Consider the following 20,954-nt stretch of genomic DNA (forward strand, 5'->3'; position numbering starts at 1 on the left):
AGGTGTGCCCACGGTCACGCACGACGGCCGACTGACTCGCCGAGTGGTTGCGCATCGTGTAACGCGCGCCCTCAGTCGTCACTTTCCGTCAGGAGGGAGGCGCCGCACGTACGTTCGCGCCGTGCGCCGCCGCGTGTCGGCGGCTGCCCGGTGGGCCGACCGGGTGGGGTCGCGCGCCTCCCGGCCGCGCCGGCCGGGAGGGGCCGTTCGCGCCCGGCTAGCGTGAGCCGATGCCACGCCTCCTCCGCCTGCCGGCGGGCCTCGTCGCGCTCGGCGCCGCGCTGCTGCCTCTGTTGCCGACGGCGCCACCCGCCGCCGCGTCCCCGGCGCAGGCCCAGGCCCGGATTCAGATCCAGACCCAGGCCCGCCCCCTGGCCCCGTCCCAGTCCCAGGCGCCCCGGTGCGTCAGCGGGGAGAGCCCCTGGAACTGCCTGGCGCGCTGCGAGAGCAGCGACCGCTGGGACACCAACACCGGCAACGGCTTCTACGGCGGTCTGCAGTTCTGGCAACCCACCTGGGAGGAGCACGGCGGCCTGGCGTTCGCCGCGCGCGCCGACCTCGCCACCCGGGAGCAGCAGATCACCGTCGCCGAACGGGTGCTCGCCACCCAGGGCTGGGGTGCCTGGCCGGTGTGCTCGGTGCGCTGCGGCCTCACCACCCGGGAGAACGCCCGGCGGCCCGTGCACCTGGTGAAGACCGGTGACACCCTCTACTCCCTCGCCAGGACCTACCGTGTGCCGGGCGGATGGCAGGCGCTCCACGCACTCAACAGGGACCTGATCGGCGCCGATCCCGGCAGGCTGTGCCCGGGCACGTCGCTCTTCCTGCGTCCGGCCGCGGCCGGACGGGTCACGGTGCCGCGGCCCGACCCGGCAGCCACCGTCTGACCCGCCCGCCCGACGGCAGCCGAACGGTGTCGGTCGTGTGCTCCGGAGGAGATTTCCACCACAGGACCCCCGCCCGGCCAACCTTCGGGACGTCTTGTACGTCCTACCGGGTGAAAGGCGGGAGCGCGGACGCGCGCGCCCGCACGAATCCGCACCACCCCGGGGACGCATGCACCACCATCGCCTGTCGCACGAACCGCCTTCGCCGCATCAGCGCGGCGGGAGGTGAGCGCCATGACGGCGGCCACCGCCGACGCCGTGCCCGGGCCGGACGAGCCCGCAGGCCGGCCGTTCGCCGACTGCACGGCGGACAGCGCCGGCGGTCTCACCTTCGACATCGCCCTGCCGGGCGAGGGGGAGCGCTGGGACGCCGGCCTGCTGCTCCGCCGCCGCGGCACCGATCCCGTGGAGACGGTACGGCTGCCGCTGGTGCCCGCGGGCGAGGGCACGTTCCGCGCGGTGCTGCCCAGCACGGTCCCGCTCGCGGAGGGCCGCTGGAACGCCTATCTGGTGCTCGGCGAGAGCGGCCCGCGGCGCCTGCTGCCGGGCCGGACCGATCTGGGTCCGCTGCTGGAGCGTGTCCCGCGGTCCGGCCGGACCTGGCTCGGCGTACGGATCCCGTACGGCACCAGGCACGGCAACCTGGCGGTCCGCGCCTGGTTGCGCTGGCCGCATGCCGAGGCCGCCGACCTGCGGCTGGACAGCGGTGGGATGACGCTGCACGGCCGTCTCTTCGGGGCCGCCCTCAGCCCGGAGGCGCGGATCGAACTGCGGCAGGGGCATGCCGGGCAGCCGGTGCTGAGCGCCCCCGTGACCCACGACGGTCCCGGCTTCGTGTGCCGGCTGCCGCTGACCGGCCTCGTCCCGCGACCTTCGGGGGAGGAGCGGTGGGACCTGTGGCTGCGGACCGACCCGGCTGCCGAGGCGGTGCGGGTCGGCCGGATCCTCGACGACCTGCCGGACAAGCGCTACACCGCTGACACCCCGAAGGTCCCGCTCGCCGAGGCGGAGGGCACGGTCGCCCAGGTGTGCTACACCGCCGACAACGACCTCTCGCTGCTGCTGGCCCCGGTCGGCGGGCTCCCGGCACGCTGAGGGCGGGTCCCGGTGGCGGTAGCCCGGCGCGGTGGGGAAATGCCGTGTAGACGCCTCGTGAGTGGGCACCCGATGGCCAGGAGGTGTATGGACGATGGTTCCTATCCTGCTGGTTCTGCTTCTTGCGCTGGTGCTCTTCGGCGCCGGCTTCGCCCTGGAGATCCTGTGGTGGGTCGCGATCGCGGTGCTGGTCATCTGGCTGCTCGGCTTCCTGTTCCGCGGGGCCGGCTCCGGTGGCGGGCGTGCACGGTGGTATCGCTGGTAGCGGCCATCCCCAGTGCCCGGACCTGAGGCGGCCGACGGCCCGGGCCAATGACGCGGCGCGGCTCCTGCGGACCTGGCCGTCCGCAGGAGCCGTCCTGCCGTGCAGTCGGCGGACCTGCACAGCGAGGCGTCTCTGCGGGTGGCTGAGCGGGACGAGGGACGCCGCGCAGGTGGGCGGCCTGCCCGGCGGCCGCCGGGCCGAACCCTGGGCGGCAGTGCGCAAGCAGATTCGATTACCCCCTTTCCCTGACGTCAAACCGGTAAATGCGCTGAGCATTCCTGGTGGTTATCCACTGGATGGCAGAAAGGGAATGCGCAGCTCGGCCCGGGTCTCCCGGAACGTCGGCAGCCGGGGCGCACCCGGATCATTGCGCCTGGTTAATTCCGTGCTCGCGCGACCGCTGGGCGAGGCGCGGGTGGAAGCACCGAGTGACGGTGGGCGCTGTGACAGACATGTGACCGCGCAAAGATCACACCGGAACTTCCCCGTGAGAGGGGGCAGGCCGTACGGTGGCCGACATGGCAGACGAAACGGAACACCCCACGCCGCAGGGCGACGGTACCGAGGCCTTTGTCGGCCTGTCCGAGTCGGCCGCTCAGGACCTTGCGAAGTCCAGAGGCTGGAACACCGTACGGGTCATCGAGCCGGACGCGATGATCACCATGGAGTACCTGGAAGGCCGAATCAACCTCGCCGTCGCCGACGGCGTGGTCGTGCGCTGCTGGAAGGGCTGACGCCGACAGCGGAGGCGGGGGACCGGAGCCGAGCGCTCCGGTCCCCCGCCTCCGTGTCAGAGCGGGGGGCTGCCGGTGCGCCCGCTCCAGCGGTGCGGAGCGGGCGGCGGCTCGTGGTGCGGACGCCGGCTGACCGCGGGCGCGGCGGGTGCGCGCTCGGAGCGGATCACGTGCGGGCGTCCGGGATGGTGCAGTCGGGCGCTCATCGAGCCGGACGACCCGCTCCGGCCCGTGGAGGGCGCTGACTCGCGTACCGGCTGGGTCTCGCCGGCCGGGCGGCCGGCCAGCGACGGACCGGTGCCGACCGGCAGGCCCAGGGCCGCCTGCCGCAGCGCGGCCCGGGCTCGCGCCAAGTAGGCCAGCACATGCTCCTCCACCCGGGCGATGACCGGCTCGCACCAGGGCAGGGCCAGCAGGATGAGCAGGCCGGCCGCCCAGCCGAGAAGCACGTCGCTGACCCAGTGCGTGCCCAGGTAGACGGTGGTGGTGCCGACACCCAGCGCGCACAGCGCGGCGACCACCGACAGCCAGCGCCTGGCGAGCACCGTGCTGGCCAGGTACGCCAGAACACCCCAGGTCACGACCGCGTTGGCGGTGTGGCCCGAGGGAAATATATCGCCGGTCAGGAACATCTCGTTCGAGCCCATGGTGGTGGCGTAGTGCGGGCCCTCGCGGCCCATGCCCAGCTTCGCGGCGCCCACCGTCACGTTCAGCAGCAGCAGCGAGACGCCCAGCACCAGTAGCGGACGCAGCGTGCGCTGCCGCCAGGACCGCCAGCCGAGCCAGGCGGCGACCAGGACCGCGGTCGGCCCGCGCTGCCCGAGCACCACGAAGTAGTCCAGGAAGGCGTGCAGCTCCGGCCACTGCTTGTAGGGCCGGAACAGCATGACCTGCCAGTCGAGCCGGACCAGGACGGTGGTGCTCAGCACGGCCGCCACGATGCCCGTGTACAGGCCCAGGGTCGCGACGAACAGCGACTGGCGGGTGACGCTCATCCCCGGGGCCGGGGTCGAGGGCCGCGCCGGCTCCTGCTCCAGGCGGGCGAAGATTCGGTCGGTACGCACTCAAACGAGATTACAGCGGGTGATGGCTCAGCCAGGTCCGACCGTGGTCTTCGTAATGCCGATGTGATGTGGAATGTGTCTCAGCGGACGCTTCCGGACCGTCGTTTCGGTGGAAAACCGCGGGGTCCGCTTTTTGCTTCGAAGGCTTTTCCGGGTGAATCGGGCCGGTGTTTTCCCGAGCGCCCGCCGTAGTCCATCGGTGATTAACCGGCGGCCCCGCGCCCTCGCGGCGGCCCGTTCTCCGACGGGCTGCCCGGCGCCCGTGCGCCCCACGCGCCCACGGTGAGGCCGGCGATCGAGCACGGGTACGGTTCTCGCTCCTGCGTCAGGCCCGGGCCGGGCCCTGGACGGTACGAGTGACGTGGGGCACTTCTGCCGTCGCCGGACTCGCGTACCCTTTCCCCATCACTCGACCCTTGCCCACCGGGCTGGACGCTGTCCCGCGTCCGGCGATCCCCCCGGCCGGGGCGGGGCAGGAGGAGGTGTGCGGATGGCAGGGACGCCCACGGCGAGGACCGCTCGAACGCCGGACGCTCCCGGCCGGAGAGGTCCGGCGGGCGGGTCCGCCAACCGGTGGACCGTCCTGGTCATGCTGTGCAGCAGCCTGCTGCTGGTGGCGGTCGACGCCACCGTGCTGCACGTGGCGGTACCGGCGGTCTCCGCGGACCTCCGGCCCAGCGCCATGGAGCTGCTGTGGATCGTCGACTGCTATCCGCTGGTCTGCGCCTCCCTGCTCATCCTCTTCGGCACTCTGGGAGACCGGGTCGGACGCCGGCGGGTCCTGCTGTACGGCTACGCGCTGTTCGGTCTCGCCTCGGCCCTGGCGGTGGTGGCGACCTCCCCCGGCATGCTGATCGCGGCCCGCGGACTGCTGGGTGTCGGCGGCGCGATGATCATGCCGGCCACGCTGTCGATCCTGCGGCAGGTCTTCCCCGACCGCCGCGAGCGCGCCCTCGCCATCGGGGTGTGGAGCGCGGTGGCGGCCGTGGGTGCGGCCCTGGGCCCGCTCGTGGGCGGTCTGCTGCTGGAGCACTTCTGGTGGGGGTCGGTGTTCCTCATCAACATCCCGCTGATGGTGCTCAGCATCCCGCTCGCCCGCTGGCTGGTCCCGGAGTCCACCGGCCGGCGTGAGGGTCCGTGGGACGTGCTGGGCGCGCTCATGGCCGCCTCCGGCCTGTTCGCGGTCATTCTCGGAGTGAAGCGGGTCGGCAGCGGGGACCTCCTCGTCCCGCAGGCCTGGGCGCCGCTGCTGGTGGGGGCCTGCCTGCTCGCGCTCTTCGTGCGCCGCCAGCGCCGCCGACCCTTCCCCCTCGTCGACTTCACCGCCTTCGCCCGGCCCGCGTTCGGCACCGCGGTGGGCTGCATCGTGCTGACCGTGCTGGCACTCGTCGGCCTCGCGCTGATCGCCGCCCAGTACCTCCAGCTCGTGCTCGGCCTGTCCCCGCTGGAGACCGGGCTGCGGCTGCTGCCGCTGTCGGTGGCGGCCGTCGCGGCCGGGCTCGCCGGCCCCCGCATGCTCCAGTGGCTGGGGCCGCGCACCATGGTCGCGCTGGGCTTCGTCACCACCGCGCTCGCGGTGCTCAGCCTGACCTCGATGGGGGAGCACGACCGCCCGGCGGTGCTGATCGGTGGTTTCGTGCTGCTGGGGTTCGGGCTGGAGACGACCCTCTTCGGCTGCTACGAGTCGATGCTCAGCGACGCCCCGCCGCAGCAGGCGGGCAGCGCCGCGGCCATCGGGGAGACCGCCTACCAGCTGGGCGCCGGCCTCGGCATCGCCGTGCTCGGCAGCGTGATGAACGGTGCCTACGCGGCGGCGGTCCGCCGCGCCGACGGCGTGCCGGCGGACGTCGGCGCCTCGGCCAGCCGCTCACTCGGGGAGGCCGAGGCGATCGCTGACCGGCTCGGCGGACCCTCCGGTGACCTCCTGCACCAGGTCGCCCGCGGCGCCTTCGTGCACGGCCTGCACCTGACGCTGCTGGTCAGCGTCGGCCTGCTGCTGTGCGGTGCCCTGGCCGCGCTGCGGCTGCCGCGCACGATGGAGACCGCGTGCCGGGTGCCCGCGCAGCCGTCGGGCCCGGCGGCCCAGGGCGCAGGCACCCTCTTGTCCGCACCGGTTACCCGGTCGTAACGTCGGCGGCGAGCCCAGACGATCACCCACCGGAGGCCGCGCATGTCCAGCCGCACCCTGCCCCCGTTCGACCCCGCCGACCCGCTGGGGCTGGACGACCTGCTCTCGCCGGAGGACCTCGCGGTGCGCGACACCGTGCGGTCCTGGGCCGCCGACCGGGTCCTGCCGCACATCGCCGAGTGGTACGAGCGCGGCGAGCTGCCCGACGTGCGGGGACTGGCACGTGAGCTGGGCGGAATCGGCGCGCTGGGCATGTCGCTTGAGGGCTACGGCTGCGCGGGTGCCTCCGCGGTGCAGTACGGACTGGCCTGCCTGGAACTGGAGGCCGCGGACTCCGGCATCCGCTCCCTGGTCTCCGTGCAGGGCTCCCTGGCGATGTACGCCATCCACCGGTTCGGCTCGCCGGAGCAGAAGCAGGAGTGGCTGCCGCGCATGGCCGCCGGCGAGGTCATCGGCTGCTTCGGGCTGACCGAGCCCGACCACGGCTCGGACCCGTCGGCAATGCGCACCCGGGCCCGCCGGGACGGTGACGACTGGGTGCTCGACGGCCGCAAGATGTGGATCACCAACGGCTCGGTGGCCGGGGTCGCCGTGGTCTGGGCGCAGACCGAGGAGGGCGTGCGCGGCTTTCTCGTGCCGGCCGGGACGCCAGGGTTCTCCGCGCCGGAGATCCGCCACAAGTGGTCGCTCCGGGCGTCCGTCACCAGTGAGCTGGTACTGGAGGCCGTCCGGCTGCCGCATGACGCGGTGCTCCCCGGCGTGACCGGGCTGCGCGGACCGCTGAGCTGCCTCAACCACGCCCGCTACGGCATCGTGTGGGGATCGATGGGGGCCGCCCGCGCCAGCTTCCAGGCGGCGCTCGCGTACGCGGGCAGCCGTGAGCAGTTCGGCCGGCCCATCGCCGGGTTCCAGCTCACCCAGGCGAAGCTGGCCGACATGGCGGTGGAACTGCACAAGGGCCTGCTGCTGGCGCACCACCTGGGGCGCCGGATGGACGCCGGCACCCTCCGGATGGAGCAGGTGAGCCTGGGCAAGCTGAACAACGTCCGCGAGGCGATCGAGATCTGTCGCACCTCGCGGACCATCCTGGGCGCCAACGGCATCTCCCTGGAGTACCCGGTCATGCGGCACGCCACGAACCTGGAGTCGGTGCTCACCTACGAGGGCACCGTGGAGATGCACCAGCTCGTGCTGGGCAAGGCGCTCACCGGGCAGGACGCCTTCCGGTGAGCTGTTCGCCCGGTGTGTCCGGCAGCCGGACCGCGCCGCGGGTCCGGTGCCGGGGGCGTCAGCTCTGGTTGAAGAAGCCGCCCTCGGAGGTGCGCCGCTCTCCTCCGTTCACCACCTGGTAGTCGTTGGGGGTCAGCAGGAAGACCCGGTTGGCCACCCGCTCGATCGAGCCGTGCAGTCCGAACGTGAGACCGGCCGCGAAGTCGATCACCCGCTTGGCGTCCGCGGACTCCATGGCCGTCAGGTTCACGATCACCGGGACGCCCTCCCGGAAGAGCTCCCCGATGCCGCGTGCGTCCCGGAAGCCGTCCGGGGTGACCGTGGCGATCCGGGTCCCCTGGTCCTGCGCGGTCTCGGCCGTCGCCCGGATCCTGGGGTCCGTCACCCACACGTCACGGGCGGCGTCTCCGGGCTCCGGCCCCTCGGCGTAGTCGTCGTCGTAGTAACGCATCTCGCTGTCGTCGACGAGGCCCAGCCAGGCACTCGCCTTGCGCACCGATCCCATGGACGCCTCCTCTCGCATGCGGTCCGTGCTGTCCGCAATCCCTATCGTCGTCCATGATGCGGATGATGCGCCAAGCGGATATCCGCCCCGAGCACCGTTCGTGACAGTTCTGGTGCACAGGGAGGGCCGCCGGAGCTGGGGTCTTGCGGTATACGGGTGGTGACGGAAGGAAAGATCTCTGCTTCCCGCCGCGCGGGTGAGCGGGGCGGACATACGGGTGACACCTCGCGAGGTCCGCGTGACGGCCCGTCAAGGTGCGGAGCAGAAACGGTAATGCGGGGGAGCGGAAAAACACAGTGTTCGGAATCATCAGGCCGTGCCGGCACCGGCTGGGGCAGGGACTCGCCGCCGAGTGGATGGCGCATCTGTGCGGGTTGTGCCTCGCACTGAGAGCAGAACACGGGCAGTTCGCCCGGATTGCCACGAACTACGACGGTCTGGTGCTCTCGGTGCTGACGGAGGCTCAGTCCCCGCGCACCCCGGCGGACCGGCGCACGGCAGGCCCCTGCCCGCTGCGCGGCATGCGCACCGCGCCGGTGGCCCGCGGGGAGGGGGCCCGGTTGGCGGCCACCGTGTCCCTGGTGCTCGCCTCCGCCCGGCTGCGGGACCACGCCGCCGACGGCGACGGCGCGCTGGCCCGCCGGCCGGTCGCGGCGGCGGCCCGCCGCGTCGCCGCGGGCTGGGACCGCGACGGCAGCCGCGCGGCGGCCGGCCTCGGCTTCGACGCGGCGGTGCTGCTCGACGCGGTGGACCGCCAGCCGCGGCTGGAGGCCGCCGCCGGTGCCGGCAGCAGCGTGCTCGCCGTCACCGAGCCGACCGAGACCGCGACGGCCGCGGCGTTCGCCCACACCGCGCACCTCGCCGGCCGCCCCGGCAACGCCGCGCCGCTCGCCGAGGCCGGACGCCTCTTCGGCAGGCTGGCCCACCTGCTGGACGCGGTCGAGGACCAGCAGGCGGACGACGCCGCCGGGGCGTGGAACCCGCTGACCGCCACCGGCACCGGCAGCGACGAGGCGCGGAGGCTGTGCGACGACGCGGCGCACGGCATCCGGCTGGCACTGCGCGACGTCGAGTTCGAGGACGGCGCACTGGTGCGGGTGCTGCTGGGGCGTGAGCCCCGCAGCGCGGTACGCCGCGCGTTCGCCGCAGGGCGGGCGCCCGGCGGCGCGCCGCCCACCCCCCGGCCGCCCACCCGCCGCCGGGGCCTGGTGGCCGGCTGCGCGGTGTGGACCGGCCTGTTCTGCACCGGGCAGGTCTGCTGCTCCTCCTACACCGACCCCTGGACCGGGCGGCAGCGTGAGGGGCTGTGCCGCTACGGCGACTGCTGCCAGTGCTGTGACTGCTGCCAGTGCTGCCAGTGCTGCCAGTGCCCGGGGTGCAACACCTGCCGGGGTGGCGGTGGGAGCGGTGGGAGTGGCGGGAGCGGCGGCGGGAGTGACGGCTGCTGCCCGGACTGCTGCTCCTGCGACTGCTGAGCGGCCGCTCCTGAAAGTGTGGGAGGGCCGGTCGAGTGCTCACCGGCCGGCCCTGCGACCGCTGAGGGGCCGCTCGCCACCATCGGCGCCGCCGGACTTGCCGCAGCCGGGCGCTGTGGCAAGTTGATCAGCATGACTGAGACGACGTCAGCCACCCAGGAGTGGCAGGAGTGGCACCAGCAGCGACTGGAGACGGTCACGGCCCCCTACGGCCCGCTGTCGGTGACCGGGACGCACTGGCTCCTCGACGCCGACTCCGAGGGCCGGCTGCCGCAGACGCCGGGGCGCTGGCAGCCGGCGCCCGACGGGTCGGGGGTCGTCCTGCGGGCGGACATCATGGACGGGCTGGTGGTCGACGGCGAACTCCTTGTGGGGGAGGCGGTCCTGGGCCGGGACAGCGGCGGCCCGTCCAGGTCCCGGGTGTCCTTCGGCGAGCGCCGGCTGGAGCTGCTGAACCGGGAGGGCCAGTGGGCGGTACGGGTGCACGACCCCGACGCCCCGGCCCGGCGGGCCTTTCCCGGCATCAGGACCGCGTCCTACGACGGCCGCTGGGTGCGGCCCGGCCGGTTCCGGCCGTACGAGGCGCCGCGCGGGGTGCGGGTGCCCAACGCCGACGGCCGTGAACGCACCCTCGAACTGGGCGGCCAGGTCTCCTTCGCTACTCCGGACGGGCGACCGCAGGCCCTCCAGGTGTCCGTGGTCGGCAGCCGCGCTCTGTGGGCGGTCTTCACCGACGGGAGCAGCGGGCGCGGCACCTACCGCTTCCGCTTCCTGCGCACCGGCGCGCCCGACCCGGACGGTGCGGTCACCGTGGACTTCAACCGGGCCACCCTGCCGCCCTGCGCGTTCAGCGACCACTTCCTGTGCCCCTTCCCGCCTCCCGGCAACACCCTGGCCGCCGAGATCCCGGTGGGGGAGCGCGACATCAGCTCCTGACGGCCCGGCGTGCGCACCTCCCGGGGCCGTCCTCGTCCCGGCCTCGCCCGTCCCGGCTCTCCCACCCGCCTCGGGGCCCGGCCGCCCCGGCGCCCCCGTCCTGCCCCGGGCTTCCGCCCGACCCCGCCCAGGCACACGTCCCGGACTCCTTGTGGAGGAACATGTGAGGAACAAGCACACCGCCCCCGCCCGCACCACCGACCCCGTCCGGCGCGGCGCCGGACGGCGCGCCCGGGTGCTCACCGTCGCGGCGGCGCTGCTGGCGTCGACCGCGCTGGCGGCCCCCGATGCGGGGGCCCGGGAGCCCGAGCCGTTCGACGCCGCCCAGCTCGAACAGGTGGCCCAGGCGGTGCTCGACGCGGACGTGCCGGGCACCTCCTGGCACGTGGACGAGGCCGCCGGCCGGCTGGTCGTGACGGCGGACAGCACGGTACCGGCCTCCGAGCTGGCCCGGATCAGGCAGGTCGCGGGCGACCGGGCGCCGGCCCTGACCGTCGAGCGCACCCCGGGCCGGTTCTCCACGCTCGTCCAGGGCGGCGAGGCGGTGTACGCGGAGGAGTGGCGCTGCTCGCTCGGCTTCAACGTGCGCAGCGGCAGCGCCTCCTACTTCCTCACCGCTGGGCACTGCACCGAGGGTGCCGCCACCTGGTACGCGGACACGGCCCGCTCCGCGGAGCTGGGCACCACCGAGGCGAGCAGCTTCCCCGGGGAGGACCACGGCCTGGTGCGCTACACCGACACCTCGGTCGCAAAGCCCGGCTCGGTCACCCTCCACAACGGCGCCACGCGGGACATCACCCGGGCGGGGAGGGCCTACGTGGGCCAGCGTGCCCAGCGCAGCGGGAGCACCACCGGGCTGCGCAGCGGCATGGTCACCGGGCTCAACGCCACCGTGAACTACGGCAACGGGGAGATCGTGCGCGGGCTGATCCGGACGAACATCTGCGCCGAGCCGGGCGACAGCGGCGGCCCGCTGTTCTCCGGCACGGTCGCGCTGGGACTCACCTCGGGTGGCAGCGGCGACTGCCGGACCGGCGGGACGACGTTCTTCCAGCCGGTACAGCCCGCCCTCGACCGCTACGGCGTCAACGTGTACTGATCCCCGGCACGCCTGCGGCACAGCACAGCACGGCACACGACCGCCCGCGGGGCCCTTCCGGGCCCGGCGGGAGGTGTCCCGCGTGGGCGGGGGCGCTCCGGGAGGGGTCCCGCAAGGGGCGGCTCCGGTACGGTGGAAAGGGACACGTATGGCGTCCTTTGCCGGACTTGTGATGCCAGGAGGCCGAGATGGTCGTGGAACTGGTGATGGCAGCGGCGGCGGGCGGCGCGGCGTACCTCGCGGCGGCGGCCCGAGTCGTCAAGCAGTACGAACGCGGGCTGGTGTTCCGGCTGGGCCGGCTCCAGTCGGAGGTCCGCTCGCCGGGCCTCACCCTGGTCGTGCCGTTCGTCGACCGGCTGCGCAAGGTGAACATGCAGATCGTCACGCTGCCCATCCCCGGGCAGGAGGGCATCACCCGGGACAACGTCACCGTGCGGGTGGACGCGGTGGTGTACTTCAAGGTCGTCGACCCCGGTGACGCCATCGTGAGGGTGGAGGACTACCGCTTCGCCGTCTTCCAGATGGCCCAGACCGCCCTGCGGTCGATCATCGGCAAGAGCGAGCTGGACGACCTGCTGTCCGACCGGGAGAAGCTGAACCAGGGCCTGGCCATCATGATCGACAGCCCCGCCGTGGAGTGGGGCGTCAACGTCGACCGGGTCGAGATCAAGGACGTCTCGCTGCCGGAGACGATGAAGCGCTCGATGGCGCGGCAGGCCGAGGCGACCCGGGACCGCCGGGCCCGGGTCATCAACGCGGACGCCGAACTGGAGGCGTCGAAGAAGCTGGCCGCCGCAGCCCGGGAGATGTCCGACACCCCGGCCGCGCTCCAGCTGCGGCTGCTCCAGACGGTCGTGTCGGTGGCGGCTGAAAAGAACTCCACGCTGGTGCTGCCGTTCCCGGTCGAGCTGCTGCGATTCCTGGAACGGCTCCCGGCCGGCCATGCCGCCGGGACGCCCGCCGGCCCGGCGGTTGCCCCGGCCGAGCCGGTGGCCAGTGTGTTCCCCGAATCCGGAGGCACCTCCGGCAGCGACACCTGAGGGTCGGTTTTCAGACAGGTGTAGACCTCACCCCGAGGTGATCACTGATCGCCCGGGGTGTTTCCCGGTGTCCGCACGGCGGTGTGACGTGCGCGGCCATCGAAGCGTCAGGTGCGCCGCCCGTACCGGGCGTTCGCATGCGCTGACGTGAAGTCGTTCTTGTGTGCGACCTGTCGCACTCGTAATACTCGGCGGCACTGCTTGGCATGGACGCGCAGTCGTCCTGCAGGGCGAGTCCGTGTCCGGGCATCCTCCGGAATCACTCCGACCTGGAGTGATTCCAACCCCCCACTGGAGGTAACGAGTTGCGACACCGACGGATGAACAAGCGGCGCACGGCCATCGCAGGTGCAGGCGTGGCGGCCCTCGTGGTCGGCACCCTCACGATGGCGAATGCCAACGCCGCAGACCCCGTCCCCACGGCGGACGTGCTCACGTCCGCCGCCGCGAGTGATCTCGCGAGCACGCTCGCCACCGAGCTCAAGGGAGACGCCGCCGGCGCCTACTACGACGCGAAGACCAAGCAGCTCGTGGTCAACGTGCTGGACGCCTCGGCGGCCGAGGAGGTCCAGCAGGCCGGGGCGAAGGCGAAGGTCGTCCGGCACAGCCTGGCCCAGCTGACCTCGGCCAAGGACGATCTGGGCGAGTCCGCGGTCCCCGGCACCTCGCGTGCCGTCGACCCGGTCACCAACAAGGTCGTCGTCACCGCCGACTCCACCGTGAAGGCGGCCGACCTCGCGAAGCTGCGCGAGGAGGTCGAGGCCCAGGGCGGCAGAGCCGTCCTCAAGAAGACCAGCGGTGAGTTCAAGCCGTTCATCGCGGGCGGGGACGCCATCTTCAGCTCCGGCTCGCGCTGCTCGCTGGGCTTCAACGTGGTGAAGGACGGCGAGCCGCACTTCCTGACGGCCGGTCACTGCGGCACGGCCGGCAGCAGCTGGTCGGCCTCCTCCGGAGGCTCACCGATCGGGCGGATGGAGGCCGGCACCTTCCCCGGCGCCGACCACGCCCTGGTGAAGTACACCTCGAGCACCGACCACCCCAGCGAGGTCAACCTCTACAACGGCCGGACCCAGCAGATAACCGACGCCCGCGACGCGACCGTCGGCGAGCAGGTCCAGCGCAGCGGCAGCACCACGCAGCTGCACGGCGGCTCGGTCCAGGCGCTCGACGTCTCGGTGACCTACCCGCAGGGCACCGTCAACGGCCTGATCCAGACGAACGTCTGCGCCGAGCCCGGTGACAGCGGCGGTGCGCTCTTCGCCGGCAGCAGCGCGCTCGGCCTGACCTCCGGAGGCAGCGGTGACTGCTCCTCCGGCGGGCAGACCTTCTTCCAGCCGGTGACGGACGCCCTCGCGGAGTACGGCGCCCAGATCGGCTGACCGGTCCACCCGCCGCCGGCCCGGTCCGGCGGTGACCACCCCTCACCACGGAACCCCCCGGCGACTGCCGGGGGGTTCCGTGGTGAGGGGTGCCGCCGGGCGGGGCGGCGGGCCAGGTCAGCGGGCGGAGCGCAGCTCCGCCGCGACCAGCTCGGCGATCTGCACGGCGTTGAGCGCCGCGCCCTTGCGGAGGTTGTCGTTGGACAGGAACAGTGCGAGGCCGTGCTCGACGGTCTCGTCCGCGCGGATCCGCCCCACGTAGCTGGCGTCCTGACCGGCGGCCTGGAGCGGCGTGGGGATGTCCGACAGCGTCACGCCGGGAGCGGCACCGAGCAGCTCGCGGGCCCGCTCGGGGCTGATGGGCCGCTCGAAGCGCGCGTTGACCTGGAGCGAGTGCCCGGTGAAGACCGGCACGCGCACACAGGTGCCGGAGACCTTCAGCTCCGGGATGTCGAGGATCTTGCGGCTCTCGTTGCGGAGCTTCTGCTCCTCGTCGGTCTCCTCCAGACCGTCGTCGACGATCGAGCCGGCCAGCGGCAGCACGTTGAACGCGATCGGCCGCTTGAACTTGTCCGGCGCGGGGAAGTCCACCGCGTCGCCGTCGAAGGTGAGCCGGGTGGCGTCGGACTCGACCGCCTTGCGGGCCTGCCCGTCCAGCTCGGCGACGCCGGCCAGTCCGCTGCCGGAGACCGCCTGGTAGGTGGAGACGACCAGCGCCGCGAGCCCGGCCTCCTCGTGCAGCGGGCGCAGCACGGGCATGGCGGCCATGGTGGTGCAGTTCGGGTTGGCGATGATGCCCTTGGGCCGGTCGGTGGCGGCCTGCGGGTTCACCTCCGCGACCACCAGCGGGACCTCGGGGTCGAGGCGCCAGGCGGAGGAGTTGTCGATCACGACCGGGCCGGCCGCGGCGACCTTGGGGGCCAGCACCTTGGAGGTCGAGCCGCCGGCGGAGAACAGCACGATGTCCAGGCCGCCGTAGTCGGCCGTCTCCGCGTCCTCGACGGTGACCTCGCCGTCCTTCCAGGGGAGCGTGCGTCCGGCGGACCGAGCGGAGGCGAACAGCCGCAGCTCCTCCACGGGGAAGTCGCGCTCGGTCAGAATGTCGCGCATCACGCTGCCGACCTGACCGGTGGCTCCGACAATGCCGATCCTCATGGGGCTCCTTCTCGTCTGTGCTCGGTCCGTGCGGTGTCCGGAATCCTGGTCCCTACCCTGCACCGGCAAATGTACGGGCCGCCAACCCTTTGACCTCGGTCACACCTGGTGGAGCCACCGGCGGGCCCGGCCCGGGCCCCCGCCCGGCGGCGATTCTGGCACAGGACGACGGCGGGACGGCGTGGCTGCGGAGGCGCGGGGCGGCCCGGACCGCTAGAACTCAAGCCGCGGATGCGGGCCGGCGGTGTTATCCCCGTCACGCCGCCGGCGGTGGTGGCGGAGTGCCGTGGCGCCGGGGTCGTGCCCGGAGCGGTGTTCTGGTCCGCAACTCCTGCGAAGGGGGGTGGGGAGGGGTGGCGGATTGCCGGACTTTTTTGTGTGGATGCCTCCGTGGCGGCTCCCGGGGGTTGAAGATGTTCGACAGGAGGTTTGGAGGTAAGCCTTCGCTCGCGGGGTTCGGAACAGCAGCCCTGCGGTGTCGGCTCGGTGCTCCGCTGTGCGGGAGCGCCGGGCCGATGCGGTCGGCGCGGTGTCCCGCTCCGCCGGGCCTTGGAGCCGCGGCTGTCGTCCGCCGCCCGGCCTTGTGTTCCTCGGGGAACGGGAGGCGGGCAGCCGTCTCAGAACGGCCCTGCCGTGCCGCGGGTGCCCCAGCGGCCCGGGCAGTGGTGGGACATGCGTTCGGCGAGGATCTCGGCCAGCGCCTCGTCCATCACGCCGGTGGACGTCCAGCCCGTCAGTTCCAGTGCGACCACGCGCAGCTTGGTGTTGCTGCGCTGGGAGGTCTCGCGCAGCACGGTGAAGGCGTGTTTGCGTTCGCATCCCCCCAGTGTCATGATCACGCCGGTGGCCTGGTCGATGACGGCGTGGGACTCCAGCGCCTGCTGCAGCTGGCAGACCTGCTCGATGAGGGCTTCGCGTTCCTCCGTGCGTCGGCTGTCGGCGCCTCGCATGTTGCGTCTCCTTCTACGCTGCCCGCTGCCGCTGTCCCCTCCCCAGAGTGTCGTATCTCCCCCCGTTGTGCAGCAGGCGCGCGCACCCGTCCCGCACCGGTTCGCCCGCCCGTGCGGCGCCTGGGATCCAGCGGGGTCCGGGCGCGCCCCGAACGGGTGAACCCGGCGGTGACCTGCGCCGACCCGCGGACATTCGCTCGAACAGACATTCGAGAACTGGTTTATGGTGGTGCTACGAGGACGGATGAGTCGCAACGGGCTGGGGGTGGCCGAGTGGCAGGGAGGTGCGGATGGGCGGGTTTACGCACCTGCATGCCGTGTCCGGCTTCTCGACGCGGTACGGCGCCTCGCACCCCGAGCGGCTCGTCGACCGGGCCGCCGAACGGGGCATGGACGCCCTCGCGCTGACCGACCGGGACACCCTCGCCGGCACCATGCGCTTCGGTGCGGCCTGCGAGCGGGCCGGGCTGCGTGCGCTGTACGGGGTGGACCTCGCGGTGGCTGAGCCGCCCGAGCAGCCCCGCGGCGGGGCGGTCCGGCGCCGCACCCCGGTCCGCGGCGGCGCGTTCGTCGACGAGCCCGCCCAGCGGGCGGTGTTCCTCGCCCGCGACGGCGCGGCGGGCTGGGCCGAGCTGTGCAGGCTGGTCACCGACGCCCACGCGAACGACGCCGCGCAGCCGCGGCTGGGCTGGGAGCAGGTCCCCGCCGCAGGGCTGACGGTCCTGCTGGGGCCGGCGTCCGACGTCGGCCGGGCGCTGGCCGCCGGCCGCCCGGACCGGGCCGCCCGGCTGCTGGGCCGCTGGCGTGAGGTCTTCGGCGCGGCCCTGCGCCTGGAGGTGGTGGGGTCCGCGCCGCTGCGGGACGCCGCCCGGATGCTGGGGTTGGCCGCCGAGCAGCGGGTCACCCCGGTGCTGACCAACGCCGTGCGCTACGCCGACTCCGGGCAGGGCCCGGTCGCCGACGTGCTCGACGCGGCCCGCCGGCTGGTGCCCATCGACCCCCGCCGGGGCCTGGATGAGGGCCGGCGCTGGCTGAAGGGCGCCCGGGAGATGGCCGAGGACGCCGAGCGGATCGCCACCGCGGCGGGATTCCGGCGGCGGGACGCGCACCTGCTGCTGGCCAGGACCGAGGAGACGGCCGCCGCGTGCCGGGTGGACTCCGGCGACGACCTCGGAGTGGGCACGGCGCACTTCCCCGAGCCGCACCTCGCCGGGGTGGGCGACCGGACCGCCGAACGGGTGCTGCGCTCGCGCTGCGCCGCTGCGATGGTGGTCCGCCGCTACGACCGCGACCCCCGGCGCTGGCGGCGGCTGGAGGACGAGCTGCGGGTGATCGACGGCCACGGCTTCGCCTCGTACTTCCTCACCGTCGCGCAGGTCGTGGACGACGTGCGCGACCTGGGCGTCCGGGTCGCCGCGCGCGGCTCCGGCGCGGGCTCACTCGTCAACCACCTGCTGGGCGTCGCGACGGCGGACCCGATGGAGCACGGTCTGCTGATGGAGCGTTTCCTCTCCGAGCGGCGCAAGGCGCTCCCCGACATCGACATCGACGTGGAGTCGGCGCGCCGGCTGGAGGTCTACCGCGCGGTCTTCGACCGGTTCGGGGGGCAGCGGGTGGCCACCGTCGCCATGCCGGAGACCTACCGGGTGCGGCACGCGGTGCGCGACGTCGGCGCGGCCCTGGGGGTCGACCCGGCGGAGGTGGACCGGCTGGCCAAGGCGTTCCCGCACATCCGGGCCGGTGACGCCCGCACCGCGCTGGCCGAGCTGCCCGAACTGCGCGGCATCGACCCCGACCGCTACGGACCGCGTATGTGGGAGCTGGTCGAGGCGCTGGACGGCCTGGTGCGGGGGGTCGCCATGCACCCGTGCGGGGTGCTGCTGTCCGACGCGTCCCTGCGCCGCCGCACCCCGGTGGTGCCCACCAGCGGGGAGGGCTTCGCCATGTCCCAGTTCGACAAGGACGACGTGGAGCGGATGGGACTGCTCAAACTGGACGTGCTGGGGGTGCGCATGCAGTCCTCGATGGCCCACGCGGTGCAGGAGGTGCAGCGGGTCACCGGCCGGCCCCTCGACCTGGACGCGGTACCCGCCGACGACGCACCGACGTACGAGCTGATCCGCTCCACCGAGACGCTCGGCTGCTTCCAGATCGAGTCGCCCGGCCAGCGGGACCTGATCGGGCGCCTCCAGCCGTCCCGGTTCCACGACCTGGTGGTGGACATCTCGCTGTTCCGTCCCGGCCCCGTCTCCGCCGACATGGTGCGCCCGTTCATCGAGGCCCGGCACGGCCGGGCGCCGGTCCGCTACCCCCACGAGGACCTGGAGCCGGTGCTGAGGGACACCTGCGGGGTGGTGGTCTTCCACGAACAGGTCATCGGCATGCTGGACGTGCTGACCGGCTGCGGCCTGTCCTTCGCCGACGAGACCCGGCGGGCGCTGGGCAGTGCCGAGCTGAAGCCGCGCATCCGGACCTGGTTCGAACGTGAGGCGGCGCGCAACGGCTACCGCCCCGACGTGGTGGCCCGGACCTGGGAGATCGTCGAGGCGTTCGGCGCCTACGGCTTCTGCAAGGCGCACGCCGTCGCCTTCGCCGTCCCCACGTACCAGTCCGCCTGGCTCAAGGCGCACCACCCGGCGGCCTTCTACGCCGGGCTGCTCACCCACGACCCCGGCATGTACCCCAAGCGGCTGCTGCTCGCCGACGCCCGCCGGCGCGGTGTGCCGGTGCTGCCGCTGGACGTGAACCGGTCCGACGTCGCCTATCGAATCGAACTGGAGTCCGAGTCGGGGGTGTGGGGAGTGCGGCTGGCCCTCGGTGAGGTGCGCGGCATCCGCGAGACCGACGCGCGGCGGATCGCCGACGGGCGGCCCTACTCGGGCCTGGCCGACCTGCTCGACCGGGCCCGCCCGCCCCGCCCGGTCGCCGAGAACCTGGCCCGGGTCGGGGCGCTGGACGCCTTCGGCGGCAACCGCCGAGACCTGCTGCTCCAGATCGCCGAACTGCACCGCGGCCGCCGGCCCGCCGCCGGACCGGCGCAGCTGCCGCTGGCCGACGCGGGCGCGCCGGTGCCCGCCGGCCTGCCCGACCTGGACCGCGACGAGCGGCTGGGCGCCGAGCTGGGAGTGCTCGGACTGGACGCCTCCCGGCACCTGATGGGCGACCACCGGAAGTTCCTGGAGGAGCTGGGCGTGCTCTCCGCCCGGCGGCTGCGGGACGCCCGGCACGGGGACACCGTCCTGGTCGCCGGCGCCAAGGCCGCCACCCAGACGCCCCCCATCCGGTCCGGGCGGCGGGTCGTCTTCGTGACCCTGGACGACGGCACCGGCCTGGCGGACCTGGCGTTCTTCGAGGACAGCCACGCCGCCTGCGCGCACACCGTCTTCCACTCCTGGCTCCTGCTGGTCCGCGGGGTGGTGCAGCGCCGCGGCCCGCGCAGCTTCAGCGTGGTCGGCGCCGCCGCCTGGGACCTCGCCGAACTGGTCGAGCTGCGCCGCACCGGCGGCCTGGAGGCGGTCGCCGCCCGCCTGGCGGAGCAGCCCGAGGGGGAGGCCCTCCGCGAGGAGCGCGGCGGATCGGGCCGGGCCGCACCGGCGGCCGGGCGGGACCCCGCGGCGGCCGACCGGGGCGGCGCGGGGCGCAGCATCGAGCTGGAGACGGGCTACCGGCTGCACCCCTGGGCCGACCTCCAGCCGCCCGGTGAGCCGGTGAAGCAGAGCCGGCGGCTGTGGCACGCCAGCCCGGGGAGCGCGGGATGACGCCCGCCGGACCGGGAGAGGGCGTGCCGGGCGGGCTGGACGGTCCGGGCGGGCAGGGCGTGCCGGGCGGTCTGGGCGTCCAGAACGCGGCCGGTGTGCGGGGCCGTGTGCAGGAAGGCGTGCAGGAGGGCGTGCCGGGCGGGCAGGGCGGGCCGGTGCACGTGCTGTACGTGCACTTCGGGCCGGGGGCCGCCGGGGAGCGCTACCCCGAACTGCTGGAACTGCTGGCCGACCTCACGCCGGTGGTGCAGGCGCTGCCACCGGACGCCGCGCTGGCCGACGTGCGAGGCGCGCTGCGCTACTTCGACCGGACGGCCGCGGAACTGGCGGAGATGCTCCGGGTCCGCTCGCTCGCCCGGCACGGGGTGGACTGCACCGTCGGCGTGGCCGGCAACCCGCTGCTCGCCCGGATGGCCGCGCAGGCCGGACCGCCGGGACGGGTCACCGAGGTGGCCGCCGACCCGTCCACCGTCGCCGCCTTCCTGCGTGACCGCCCGGTGGCCGCGCTGCACGGCGTCGGGCCGAAGACGGCCCGCGCGCTGTGCGACTACGGACTGGACACCATCGGCCGGGTCGCCGCCGCACCGCCCGCCACGCTGCAGCGCATCCTCGGCGCCTCCACCGCCCGCCGGGTGCGGCAGAGCGCCGAAGGGGCGGACCCGGGCTCCGTCGTGCCCAGTGCGCCCGCCCGCTCCACCGCGGCCGAGCACCGCTTCGCGCACCAGGAACTGGACGCCGACCGGCGGCGCCGCGCGCTGCTCACACTCGCCGACGAGCTGGGGTTCCGGATGCGGGACGAGGGCCAGGTGGCACGGGCGCTCACGCTGACCGTGCGCTACGCCGACCGCTCCACCACGACCCGTACCCGGGCGCTGCCCGAACCGACCTCCCACACTCCGGCGCTCACCACGGCCGCCTACGCCCTGCACGACTCGCTCGGCCTCCAGCGCGCCCGGGTGCGGGGCCTGTCGCTGCGGGCCGAGGACCTCACCGCGGCGGCCCTCGCCGCCCGGCAGCTCTCGCTGGACCCGGGGGAGGAGAAGGCGCGCCGTGCGGAGGCGGCGGCCGACCGGGCCCGGTCCCGGTTCGGTGCGGCGGCGGCCCACCCCGCGGCGGTGCTCGGCGACGCGGCCTGAGTCCCCAGCACAGCCCGCACAGCCCGCAACCCCCGCACGCCGCTGAGAGGCTCCCGCGCAGCTGCGGGACAGCCGTCGGGCGTCAGCCGGATGAGCGGGCGAACCGCCCCGGGCGGTG

17 protein-coding genes are annotated in these 20,954 nt (G+C 73.9%); 13 read left to right on the forward strand and 4 right to left on the reverse strand.

Translation table 11 applies throughout. The annotated features are described in order from the left end of the window. The first annotated feature begins 230 nt into the window (after window positions 1-230). The 4 genes from QNO07_RS19925 (at window position 231) to QNO07_RS19940 (ending at window position 2,981) form a co-directional block, all read left to right on the forward strand. The gene (locus QNO07_RS19925) at window positions 231-887 is read left to right on the forward strand and encodes a LysM peptidoglycan-binding domain-containing protein (RefSeq protein WP_283993547.1); all 657 of its coding nucleotides are present in this window, start codon (window positions 231-233) and stop codon (window positions 885-887) included. Window positions 888-1,121: 234 nt separating this feature from the next. Beyond that, window positions 1,122-1,982: a hypothetical protein gene (locus tag QNO07_RS19930; RefSeq protein WP_283993548.1), complete on the forward strand. Its 861-nt coding sequence runs from the start codon at window positions 1,122-1,124 to the stop codon at window positions 1,980-1,982. 94 nt (window positions 1,983-2,076) lie between these two features. Next, window positions 2,077-2,247 carry a hydrophobic protein gene (locus QNO07_RS19935; protein ID WP_283993549.1) on the forward strand — a complete coding sequence of 57 codons (171 nt, stop codon included), beginning with the start codon at window positions 2,077-2,079 and terminating at the stop codon, window positions 2,245-2,247. 518 nt (window positions 2,248-2,765) lie between these two features. Then, a complete protein-coding gene (locus QNO07_RS19940; RefSeq protein WP_283993550.1) occupies window positions 2,766-2,981 on the forward strand; it encodes an I78 family peptidase inhibitor in 216 nt (71 codons plus the stop codon). Between the two features lie 56 nt (window positions 2,982-3,037). On the opposite strand, the gene QNO07_RS19945 is transcribed toward QNO07_RS19940, so the two are convergent. After that, window positions 3,038-4,045 carry a phosphatase PAP2 family protein gene (locus QNO07_RS19945; protein ID WP_283993551.1) on the reverse strand — a complete coding sequence of 336 codons (1,008 nt, stop codon included), beginning with the start codon at window positions 4,043-4,045 and terminating at the stop codon, window positions 3,038-3,040. 490 nt (window positions 4,046-4,535) lie between these two features. Here QNO07_RS19945 and QNO07_RS19950 point away from each other — a divergent pair, with 490 nt between their 5' ends. Both QNO07_RS19950 and QNO07_RS19955 read left to right on the forward strand, forming a co-directional pair. Beyond that, window positions 4,536-6,173, forward strand: a complete 1,638-nt coding sequence (locus tag QNO07_RS19950; protein WP_283993552.1) for an MFS transporter — start codon at window positions 4,536-4,538, stop codon at window positions 6,171-6,173. A 42-nt stretch (window positions 6,174-6,215) separates the two neighbouring features. Beyond that, on the forward strand, window positions 6,216-7,403 hold the full coding sequence (locus QNO07_RS19955; RefSeq protein ID WP_283993553.1) for an acyl-CoA dehydrogenase family protein: 1,188 nt from the start codon (window positions 6,216-6,218) through the stop codon (window positions 7,401-7,403). A 58-nt stretch (window positions 7,404-7,461) separates the two neighbouring features. Here the strand turns inward: QNO07_RS19955 and QNO07_RS19960 are convergent, their stop codons facing one another. Continuing rightward, complete coding sequence (locus QNO07_RS19960) at window positions 7,462-7,908, reverse strand: cell division protein SepF (protein ID WP_283993554.1); 447 nt, start codon at window positions 7,906-7,908, stop codon at window positions 7,462-7,464. A 296-nt stretch (window positions 7,909-8,204) separates the two neighbouring features. Here QNO07_RS19960 and QNO07_RS19965 point away from each other — a divergent pair, with 296 nt between their 5' ends. The 5 genes from QNO07_RS19965 to QNO07_RS19985 all read left to right on the forward strand — a co-directional run bounded on the left by QNO07_RS19965 (window position 8,205) and on the right by QNO07_RS19985 (window position 13,837). After that, complete coding sequence (locus tag QNO07_RS19965) at window positions 8,205-9,383, forward strand: DUF5685 family protein (RefSeq protein WP_283993555.1); 1,179 nt, start codon at window positions 8,205-8,207, stop codon at window positions 9,381-9,383. A 132-nt stretch (window positions 9,384-9,515) separates the two neighbouring features. Beyond that, entirely contained in the window at window positions 9,516-10,319 is an 804-nt protein-coding gene (locus QNO07_RS19970; RefSeq protein WP_283993556.1) for a DUF1684 domain-containing protein, read from the forward strand. 163 nt (window positions 10,320-10,482) lie between these two features. After that, complete coding sequence (locus QNO07_RS19975) at window positions 10,483-11,418, forward strand: S1 family peptidase (protein ID WP_283993557.1); 936 nt, start codon at window positions 10,483-10,485, stop codon at window positions 11,416-11,418. Window positions 11,419-11,606: 188 nt separating this feature from the next. Further along, window positions 11,607-12,458, forward strand: a complete 852-nt coding sequence (locus tag QNO07_RS19980) for a slipin family protein (RefSeq protein ID WP_283993558.1) — start codon at window positions 11,607-11,609, stop codon at window positions 12,456-12,458. Between the two features lie 305 nt (window positions 12,459-12,763). Beyond that, window positions 12,764-13,837, forward strand: a complete 1,074-nt coding sequence (locus QNO07_RS19985) for a S1 family peptidase (protein WP_502961891.1) — start codon at window positions 12,764-12,766, stop codon at window positions 13,835-13,837. Between the two features lie 117 nt (window positions 13,838-13,954). Here QNO07_RS19985 and QNO07_RS19990 read toward each other — a convergent pair whose 3' ends face one another. Further along, window positions 13,955-14,992, reverse strand: coding sequence for an aspartate-semialdehyde dehydrogenase (locus tag QNO07_RS19990; protein ID WP_283993560.1), 1,038 nt, complete (start codon window positions 14,990-14,992; stop codon window positions 13,955-13,957). A gap of 617 nt (window positions 14,993-15,609) precedes the next feature. Beyond that, window positions 15,610-15,942 carry an ANTAR domain-containing protein gene (locus QNO07_RS19995; RefSeq protein WP_283993561.1) on the reverse strand — a complete coding sequence of 111 codons (333 nt, stop codon included), beginning with the start codon at window positions 15,940-15,942 and terminating at the stop codon, window positions 15,610-15,612. 290 nt (window positions 15,943-16,232) lie between these two features. On the opposite strand from QNO07_RS19995, the gene QNO07_RS20000 reads away from it, so the two are divergent. After that, complete coding sequence (locus QNO07_RS20000) at window positions 16,233-19,700, forward strand: DNA polymerase III subunit alpha (protein ID WP_283993562.1); 3,468 nt, start codon at window positions 16,233-16,235, stop codon at window positions 19,698-19,700. Further along, window positions 19,697-20,836, forward strand: coding sequence for a DNA polymerase Y family protein (locus QNO07_RS20005; RefSeq protein WP_283993563.1), 1,140 nt, complete (start codon window positions 19,697-19,699; stop codon window positions 20,834-20,836). Before QNO07_RS20000 ends, QNO07_RS20005 begins: the two co-directional genes overlap by 4 nt. Window positions 20,837-20,954 lie beyond the last annotated feature (118 nt).

Origin of the sequence: Streptomyces sp. 549 (assembly GCF_030124175.1) — a bacterium.
Taxonomy (GTDB): domain Bacteria; phylum Actinomycetota; class Actinomycetes; order Streptomycetales; family Streptomycetaceae; genus Streptomyces.

Excerpts from the sequence above, each read along its gene's own strand:
- QNO07_RS19925 (WP_283993547.1), top strand. The coding sequence starts at position 231 with ATGCCACGCCTCCTCCGCCTGCCGGCGGGCCTCGTCGCGCTCGGCGCC.
- QNO07_RS19930 (WP_283993548.1), top strand. The coding sequence starts at position 1,122 with ATGACGGCGGCCACCGCCGACGCCGTGCCCGGGCCGGACGAGCCCGCA.
- QNO07_RS19935 (WP_283993549.1), top strand. The coding sequence starts at position 2,077 with ATGGTTCCTATCCTGCTGGTTCTGCTTCTTGCGCTGGTGCTCTTCGGC.
- QNO07_RS19940 (WP_283993550.1), top strand. The coding sequence starts at position 2,766 with ATGGCAGACGAAACGGAACACCCCACGCCGCAGGGCGACGGTACCGAG.
- QNO07_RS19950 (WP_283993552.1), top strand. The coding sequence starts at position 4,536 with ATGGCAGGGACGCCCACGGCGAGGACCGCTCGAACGCCGGACGCTCCC.
- QNO07_RS19955 (WP_283993553.1), top strand. The coding sequence starts at position 6,216 with ATGTCCAGCCGCACCCTGCCCCCGTTCGACCCCGCCGACCCGCTGGGG.
- QNO07_RS19960 (WP_283993554.1), bottom strand. The coding sequence starts at position 7,908 with ATGGGATCGGTGCGCAAGGCGAGTGCCTGGCTGGGCCTCGTCGACGAC.
- QNO07_RS19970 (WP_283993556.1), top strand. The coding sequence starts at position 9,516 with ATGACTGAGACGACGTCAGCCACCCAGGAGTGGCAGGAGTGGCACCAG.
- QNO07_RS19980 (WP_283993558.1), top strand. The coding sequence starts at position 11,607 with ATGGTCGTGGAACTGGTGATGGCAGCGGCGGCGGGCGGCGCGGCGTAC.
- QNO07_RS19990 (WP_283993560.1), bottom strand. The coding sequence starts at position 14,992 with ATGAGGATCGGCATTGTCGGAGCCACCGGTCAGGTCGGCAGCGTGATG.
- QNO07_RS19995 (WP_283993561.1), bottom strand. The coding sequence starts at position 15,942 with ATGCGAGGCGCCGACAGCCGACGCACGGAGGAACGCGAAGCCCTCATC.
- QNO07_RS20000 (WP_283993562.1), top strand. The coding sequence starts at position 16,233 with ATGGGCGGGTTTACGCACCTGCATGCCGTGTCCGGCTTCTCGACGCGG.
- QNO07_RS20005 (WP_283993563.1), top strand. The coding sequence starts at position 19,697 with ATGACGCCCGCCGGACCGGGAGAGGGCGTGCCGGGCGGGCTGGACGGT.